Annotated in this window: 7 protein-coding genes; 4 read left to right on the forward strand and 3 right to left on the reverse strand. The window is 40.3% G+C overall.

Annotated elements, in window-relative coordinates; all coding sequences use genetic code 11:
* Window positions 1-1,744: 1,744 nt before the first annotated feature.
* Window positions 1,745-2,812 carry a GTP pyrophosphokinase gene (locus tag ACQEXU_RS21520; RefSeq protein WP_427012253.1) on the forward strand — a complete coding sequence of 356 codons (1,068 nt, stop codon included), beginning with the start codon at window positions 1,745-1,747 and terminating at the stop codon, window positions 2,810-2,812.
* Window positions 2,813-2,937: 125 nt separating this feature from the next.
* Here ACQEXU_RS21520 and ACQEXU_RS21525 read toward each other — a convergent pair whose 3' ends face one another.
* Both ACQEXU_RS21525 and ACQEXU_RS21530 read right to left on the reverse strand, forming a co-directional pair.
* Entirely contained in the window at window positions 2,938-3,228 is a 291-nt protein-coding gene (locus tag ACQEXU_RS21525) for a type II toxin-antitoxin system RelE family toxin (protein ID WP_005377002.1), read from the reverse strand.
* Window positions 3,218-3,466, reverse strand: a complete 249-nt coding sequence (locus tag ACQEXU_RS21530) for a type II toxin-antitoxin system Phd/YefM family antitoxin (RefSeq protein ID WP_005377003.1) — start codon at window positions 3,464-3,466, stop codon at window positions 3,218-3,220. The genes ACQEXU_RS21525 and ACQEXU_RS21530 overlap by 11 nt, the downstream gene beginning before the upstream one ends.
* 257 nt (window positions 3,467-3,723) lie before the next feature.
* Here ACQEXU_RS21530 and ACQEXU_RS21535 point away from each other — a divergent pair, with 257 nt between their 5' ends.
* Window positions 3,724-4,737 (forward strand): DUF4062 domain-containing protein, encoded by a 1,014-nt coding sequence (locus ACQEXU_RS21535; RefSeq protein WP_427012254.1) that lies wholly within the window; start codon window positions 3,724-3,726, stop codon window positions 4,735-4,737.
* Window positions 4,738-5,441: 704 nt separating this feature from the next.
* Complete coding sequence (locus tag ACQEXU_RS21540) at window positions 5,442-5,741, forward strand: hypothetical protein (RefSeq protein WP_427012255.1); 300 nt, start codon at window positions 5,442-5,444, stop codon at window positions 5,739-5,741.
* A 224-nt stretch (window positions 5,742-5,965) separates the two neighbouring features.
* Here ACQEXU_RS21540 and ACQEXU_RS21545 read toward each other — a convergent pair whose 3' ends face one another.
* On the reverse strand, window positions 5,966-6,127 hold the full coding sequence (locus ACQEXU_RS21545; RefSeq protein WP_427012256.1) for a hypothetical protein: 162 nt from the start codon (window positions 6,125-6,127) through the stop codon (window positions 5,966-5,968).
* A 914-nt stretch (window positions 6,128-7,041) separates the two neighbouring features.
* Between ACQEXU_RS21545 and ACQEXU_RS21550 the strand changes: the two genes are divergently transcribed.
* Window positions 7,042-7,392, forward strand: coding sequence for a nucleotide pyrophosphohydrolase (locus ACQEXU_RS21550; protein ID WP_427012257.1), 351 nt, complete (start codon window positions 7,042-7,044; stop codon window positions 7,390-7,392).
* The last annotated feature ends 66 nt before the right edge of the window (window positions 7,393-7,458 follow it).

The following is a 7,458-nucleotide window of genomic DNA, read 5'->3' on the forward strand; positions in this document are numbered from 1 at the left end:
TTGAATCTCTCAGCCCGTAAAACATGCCAATGTTCGTGGGTTGCTTCATTGTCAGGTTGTGGCGGTTGGCTTCTTGTTTAACGGGCTTACAGTCGCTTCTAGGTTCTGAGCCAATCAGCATTTCAGTTTGGCAGTTGCCTCGGCAATTCAGCATTGTCGGCTCAAATTCTTGAACTTCTTCAACCGTAAAACATGTCAAATTTCTTGGGTTGCCTCATTGGTTTTCAGTGTTAGTTGGTGGCGAGTTTCACTGGCTTAAAGTGTTGAAAGGGCTAGTTAATCGAAGCTTTCTCTTTTGCTGTCATTTCGCAGCTTTTAGTTTCTCAGTTTTAAAAGCTACTTTGTCGCTGAAAGGCTGCATTTCGTGGTTGTTGAAACCTTGGCTGTAACATAGCGGCTTCAGTGGTTCTTGAATCACAAAAAGTCAGTGGGTAATTGGTTGCTAATCGTGTTTAAGGTATTCTGTTTTCAAACCAAGTTAGTGAGTGTGCAGGAAAATTTGCCTAACAAACAATTCAAGCTGATTCGCAACGCTCGGCGCTTTCGGTTTCAACTTGTTTCGTGATTACGGTGAAGTGTTTTAGTAAGGTGTCAGCGTTGCTCACAACTTAATTGGGCGTTAGGCAAAGGGCAGAAAAGTTCTTTGTTTTAATCTTTTTTGTTCCCTCTGGCCGTTCGTTTCTCTTAGTCGGCAATTCCGTATTGTCGGCTCAAATCCTTGAATCTCTTCAACCGTAAAACATGCCAAATTCGTGGGTTGCCTCATTGGGTTTCAGTGTTGGTTGGTGTTGAGCTTCACTGGCTTAAAGTGTGGAAAGGGCAAGTTAGTCGAAGCTTTCGTTATTGCTGTCATTTCGCAGCTTTGAGTTTCTCAGGTTCAAAAGCTACTTTTTCGCTGAAAGGCTGTGTATCGTGAACGTTGAAAGTAAGGTTGTAACATAGTGACTCCTTTGGTTCTTGAATCACAAAAAGTCAGTGGGTAATTGGTTGCTTATCGTGTTTAAGGTATTCTGTTTTTAATCCAAGTTAGAGAGTACGCAGACAATTTGCCTAACAAACAATTCAAGCTGATTCGCAACGCTCGGCGCTTTCGGTTTCAATAAGTTTGGTGATTACGGCGAAGTGTTTGAGTATGGTGGCAGTGTTGCTCACAACTTAATTGGGCGTTAGGCGACGGGTAGGAAAGTTCTTTGTTCTCATCTTCTAAAATCCCTTTAGCCGTTTGTTTTCCTAGTCGGCAATTTAGTATTGTCGGTTCAAATTCTTGAATATCTCCAACCGTAAAACATGTCAAAGTTCGTGGGTTGCCTCATTGGCTTTTGGTGCAGGTTGGTGGTGAGTTTCACTGGCTCAAAATGTGGCAAGGGCAAGTCAATCGTAGCTTTCGTTTTTGCTGCTAGCTTGTAGCTGTTGGTTTCTCAGGTTAAAAAGCTACTTAGTCGCTGCAAATTCGCATTTTGTAGTCGCTGGGGTTTTGGCTGAAACATAGTGAGTTTTGTGGTTCTTGAATCGCAAAAAGTGCGTGTGCATTTTGTTGGCTATAGGGTTTTAGGGAATCTGCTTTGAAAATAACTTAAACACAGGTGGGAAACTTCGCCTAACAAGGCGTTTAAGGCGGACTCACAACGCTTTGCGGTTTTGGTTTAAGTCAGCTTAAGTGTTTAAAGTGCAATGGTTTAGGTTTGGTGGTTGGTGTTGTTCACCACTTAACGCGGCGTTATACGATTTAATGGAGGGTTACATCTTGTCGAAAGAACAATTAATAAAAGAATATGATGAGAAACTAGGGCTTTATACACAGTTTTCAACATCAATCGAGTCTCTGATTTCAAGATTATTGAGTGTTTCTGAAATTACTCCGCACTCTATAAGTTCGAGAGTTAAAGAACGTTCTAGTCTAGTCAAAAAAATTGAGAAAAAAGATAAATACAAGTCACTTTCAGAGTTGACTGATGTTGTTGGCATCAGGTTAATAAGTCATTACTCTGATGAGGTTGATAAAATAGCCAGTATCATAGAGCAAGAGTTCGAAGTTGACCGAGATAACTCTATTGATAAAAGAGCTAGCTTAGACCCTGACCGATTTGGATATCTATCATTACACTACGTTGTAAGCTTGTCAGATAGCCGCTCGGGATTGATTGAGTATAGCAAATTTTCCGGATTAAAATTTGAAGTGCAAATAAGGTCAATACTTCAGCATACATGGGCTGAAATAGAGCATGATATCGGTTATAAATCTAAAATTGAAATCCCTAAACCTGTCCGTCGTAAGTTTTCTCAACTAGCTGGTTTGTTGGAATTGGCAGACGACCAATTTATTCAAATTAGAAACGAATTGAGCAACTACGAGACTGATGTTAGGGATGTTATCGTGAGTTCTCCTCAGAGTGTAGATATTGATACTGTTACGGTACTTAATTACTGCAATACAAATAAGTTTCTAAACAAACTAGATAGAGAAATTGCACAAATATTAAATGTTGAATTAATAGACTTAAATAAGGAAAATGCATCTCGTCATGTTAAGTATCTTGACTACTTTAAAATCAATAACTTTTCGCAACTTGATGAGTACGTAAACAAGTATCAGAAATATATAATGAAGAGAGCTGGTGATATAGGTGAATACAAAGATAGTGAGACAGTTAGTAGAGGTATCTCTGTATTTTATCTATATCAAATCCTCGCTTCACAATTAGATTCCGAAGCTAACATATTTGAGTTTCTCAATCTTATGGGTTTATCTTGGGAAGAAAAACGTGAAGAGTTCGCTAAATACTTATATGAGTTTGGCGAAAAAATCGTATAACAAACTGTTTAAGAGTGATTCGCAACGCGTGGCATTTTTGCTATGCGTTGCGTTTAGTGTTTAAGGTGGTATGCGGTAGCTTCGGTATTGCGTTGCTCACACCTTAACAGGGCGTTATACCGCAATCAATCATCTAACCTTTTCATAGCTTTACGGTAAACATCGCTACGTTCGCGTTTTCCGACTGCTAAGACGGTTACAATGATGACATCGTCTTCAACTTTGTAGACGAGACGGTAGCCCGATTGACGGAGTTTAATTTTATACATGTTGTCAGCTCCAGAAAGTTTTGAAGCCGGAACATGTGGGTTATCCAAGCGCTCGATTAGCTTTTTCTTAAATTGTTGTTGCAGAGTAGAGCCAAGCTTTTTCCACTCTTTGAGTGCGCTCTTTTTAAAGTCGAGTTTATAGGTCATCAATATTTACCGAAATGCTCTCTTCAGATTCACGCTCTTTCGCAATAGCTAGTAGTTCAAGATCTTCGAGTCTGTCCATCATCATTTCGTACGCTTCTGCAGGTACGCAATAAAATGCTGGTTCATTTCGGTTCAGTACAGCAACAGGTTCGCCGTAAGCACTAGTTGCAACTTTCATAGGGTTAGCTTTCAACTCAGTAATGCTTGCAGCAACATCGGCTAAAATTCTAGTGGTCATATAATCGGTCTCTTAAGTGGTCTCTATGTTGGTCATTTTAGCCTCAGCCAAGCGGTATAACAATCAATTTAAGAGGGATTCACAACGCTTGGCATTTTTGCTTCTACTTCAAACTTGGTGTTTATGGCGCAATGTTTGGGTTGGGTGGAGGCGTTGTTCACCCCTTAATTGGGCGTTATGCAGTTTTTCAAACTAATGCTTATAGATATAGATTAAGTCAAGTTATTTGATGCTCATTACGTATAAATTAGAATACAATGAGTATTGAAGATTCAGAGGGACGGGATTTGGCTAAACCACAAGTTTTTGTAAGTTCTACATATAAAGATCTAAAAGAAGAGAGGAAGGTAGTTACACAAACGCTACTTGAGATAGGTTGCATACCTGTCGGGATGGAGATGTTTCCTGCATCAAATGATAGTCAATGGACGTTCATAAAGAGAATTATCGATGAATCTGACTTTTACCTTTTAATCCTTGGTGATAGATATGGTTCCCTTGGCAGTGAAGGGCTTAGTTATACTGAAATGGAATATCGATATGCAATTCAGAAAAAAAAGCCAGTAGTGTCTTTTTTACGCCAAGACCTAGAGGCACTCGATAGCTCAAAGAAAGAAAGTTGTCAGAAAAAACGTAACAAATTAGAGTCTTTTCGTGAAATGATTAAGGGAAAACTTTGTAAGCACTGGAATAGTTCTGATGAATTAAGTAAAGCCGTCATGCAAAGCACATATCGTCTAATGAGTACTTTCCCAGATATTGGTTGGGTTCGCTCCAACCTGTCTAACAACAAAGCTTGTAGGGAGAAAAGTCTCTTTGTTTCAACCCCTTTGACGACTTTGAGCGAGACTGAATATGAAGATCTTCGTATCTCAGTAATTGGCATTATTGATAGGCTAAGAAATTTAGAGCTCGTATCTGATGTCTATTACATAAATGAAGGGTATTCATCCCAGGACAGTTTTACTGCTCCAGAACTAAAGCCTCGTGATTATCTGTCTAGAATAGAAAATAGCGACTATTTCGTAGCCATAATTAATAAGCGGGTTTTTTCTAGCGTTCATTTTGAGGCTGGTTATGCCTTAGCAAAGGGCAAAAGGTTACTCATATTTGTGCGAGATTTCGATGATGTTACATTTGTAAATGAACTATGTGCAGCAGATTACGGTGAATTGGTAACCATAAGAAGGTTCAAGAACTATCGTGATATCGAAATCTTTTTGGTGAAAGAATTGGAGCACCTTTTAGCTCAGTGTGCTCAAACAGCATAACAAACTGTTCAAGAGGGATTCGCAACGCGTGGCATTTTTACTATGCGTTGGTTTTAGTGTTTAAGGTGGTATGCGGCGGCTTAGGTGTTGCGTTGCTCACCCCTTAACAGAGCGTTAGGCGACGGGCAGAAAAGTTCTTTGTTCTCATCTTCTTAGTTCTCTTTTAGCATTCGTTTTTCTAAGTCGGCAATTAAGCGTTGTCGGTTTAAATTCTTGAACATCTCCAACCGTAAAACATGCCAAAGTTCGTGGGTTGCCTCATTGGTTTTTGGTGCAGGTTGGTTGCGAGTTTCACTGGCTCAAAGTGTGGTAAGGGCAAGTTAATAGAGGCTTTGGCTTTTGCTGTCATTTCTTAGCTTTTGGTTTTTCAGGTTCAAAAGCTACGTTGTCGCTGAAAGATCGAATTTCGTGGTAGTTGAAACCTTGGCTGAAACATAGTGGCTTTTGTGGTTCTTGAATCGCAAAAAGTTTGTGTGCATTTGGTTGGTAATAGTGTTTCAGGTAACCTACTTTCAAAGTCACTTAAACACTGGTGAGAAACTTCGCCTAACAAGGCGTTTAAGGCGGACTCACAACGCTTTGCGCTTTCAGTTTAAGTTGAATTTAGTGTTTAAGGTGCAATGGTTTAAGTTTGGTGGTTGGCGTTGCTCACCACTTAACGCGGCGTTATGCCAACGATTCAGTATCAGAACAAGGAGAAAGTAATGATTGATAGTGTGAATTTTCAGAGCTTCATAGAAGCAGAGTCACTGTATTTTTCTAAATATGGAAAAGGTGGTGTTCTAGTATGTGCAGAAGGCGAAAAAGCCTATTCTTTGGCTGCTGATTTCAATTCTAAGAATGACTTTGATTCTCTTGTTGGCGAAAACTTTAAGAAAGTACGTGGTATTCAAGTTAGTGATGAAAGTATTGCTGTCGTCTTAGAGTTATCCGAGGCAAATATAGTGAAACGAATCATGCCGAAGTATGAAGTTACAGTCGAAGTTTATGGTGCGCCATCGTAGGCATAACAAGGCGTTTAAGACAGATTCCCAACGCATGGCATTTTTCATTCCATCGTTGGGTTTTGCGTTTAAGATGGTATGGTTAGGTTTCGCGGTGGCGTTGCTCACTACTTAACGCGGCGTTATGTTTACTTGAAATTCAAAGGCTTAAATATCTTAGGCTCTAGTTCTTTGTCCCTTTGGCAATTCGTTCCTAGTAGACTCAGCAAATCCGCATTGTCGGTCTAAGTTCTTGAATCTCTCAGCCCGTAAAACATGCCAATGTTCGTGGGTTGCTTCATTGTCAGGTCGTGGTGGTCGGCTTCTTGTTTAACTGGCTCAAAGTCGCTTTCAGGTTCATTACCAAGCAGCATTTCAGCTTGGCAGTTGCCTCGGCAATTCAACATGGTTTTGCGCTTTGGTTGGAAATATAGGGCGCTTGTTGTTTCTTGGTCGGGTTGCCTCATTGGGCAGGGAAGTGGAATTACACGTTTTAGGTTGGTCGCCTTTGTCGGTCAAGTTGGTTTCAGCCTTGTGGTTTACTTCAGAAAACTAGTTGGAAATAGCAGCTCTTTCTCAAGTAAATCATATGCTTGTGGTAAAACATAACAAACAATTCAACAGTGATTCGCAACGCTTGGCGCTCTCACTTCGGGTTGAGTTTAGTGTTTACGGCGCAGTGTTCAAGTTCAGTGTTTACGCTGCTCACACGTTAATTGGGCGTTAGGCGACGGGCAGTAAAGCTCTTTGTTCTCATCTTCTTAGTTTTCTTTAAGCATTCGTTTTACTAAGTCGGCAATTCAACATTGTCGGCTCAAATTCTTGAACCTATCCAGCCGTAAAACATGCCAATGTTCGTGGGTTGCCTCATTGGTTTTCAGCGTTGGTTGGTGGTGAATCTCACGGGCTCAAAGTGTGGAAAGGGCAAGTTAATCGAGGCTTTCGTTCTCGCTTTAAGTTTGCAGCTTTACGTCTCGCTTCCTCAAATGCAACTTGATCGCTGAAAGTCTGTATTTCGTGGTTGTCGAACTTTCGGCTGAAACATAGTGGCTTTTATGGTTCTTGAATCACAAAAAGTCAGTGGGTGTTTGGTTGAGTATTTTGTTTCGGGTAATCTGCTTTCAAAACAACTTAAACACTGGTGGAAAACTTCGCCTAACAAGGCGTTTAAGGCGGATTCACAACGCTTGGCGATTTCAGTTCAAGTTGAATTTAGTGTTTAAGGTACAATGGTTTAAGTTTAGTGGTTAGCGTTGTTCACCACTTAACGCGGCGTTAGTGTTTACATCAAAATCCACGCAAAAATAGGTAAGTTATTTATATGAGTAAATCTGTCTATGTTGCAGGTAGCTTCAAGAATCTAGAAAAGATGCAGGCTATACGGGAATCTTTGGTCAGTGCTGGTATTGAAACAACTATCTCTGAGCCTCTTCAAGCTAGTGGCATTGATGGTTGTTTACAGCGCATTAGTGAGGCTGATATTACCTACATTCTAAATTTTGGTGGTTACGTCGGTAAAAGTGTAGCAATGGATATTGGTTATGCTTTAGGTCTTGGCAAACCAGTTTATGCTCTTGAACCTATTGAAGACCCTGACATCACTCATTTGCTAACACGTGTTGTCACGCCAGATGAAGTTATTGCTGAGCTCAGTAGAAATAGTAAAACTTAGTATCAAGTTTGAAGTGCGACACTTTTTACAGATGCGCATGAATATACTCCGTTGGTGTCCTATACC

The organism is Vibrio sp. TRT 21S02, assembly GCF_050113675.1.
In the GTDB taxonomy this organism is placed as follows: domain Bacteria; phylum Pseudomonadota; class Gammaproteobacteria; order Enterobacterales; family Vibrionaceae; genus Vibrio.

Coding starts and splice junctions, on each gene's coding strand:
- ACQEXU_RS21550 (WP_427012257.1), top strand. CDS start 7,042: ATGAGTAAATCTGTCTATGTTGCAGGTAGCTTCAAGAATCTAGAAAAG.
- ACQEXU_RS21545 (WP_427012256.1), bottom strand. CDS start 6,127: ATGTTGAATTGCCGAGGCAACTGCCAAGCTGAAATGCTGCTTGGTAAT.
- ACQEXU_RS21540 (WP_427012255.1), top strand. CDS start 5,442: ATGATTGATAGTGTGAATTTTCAGAGCTTCATAGAAGCAGAGTCACTG.
- ACQEXU_RS21535 (WP_427012254.1), top strand. CDS start 3,724: ATGAGTATTGAAGATTCAGAGGGACGGGATTTGGCTAAACCACAAGTT.
- ACQEXU_RS21525 (WP_005377002.1), bottom strand. CDS start 3,228: ATGACCTATAAACTCGACTTTAAAAAGAGCGCACTCAAAGAGTGGAAA.
- ACQEXU_RS21530 (WP_005377003.1), bottom strand. CDS start 3,466: ATGACCACTAGAATTTTAGCCGATGTTGCTGCAAGCATTACTGAGTTG.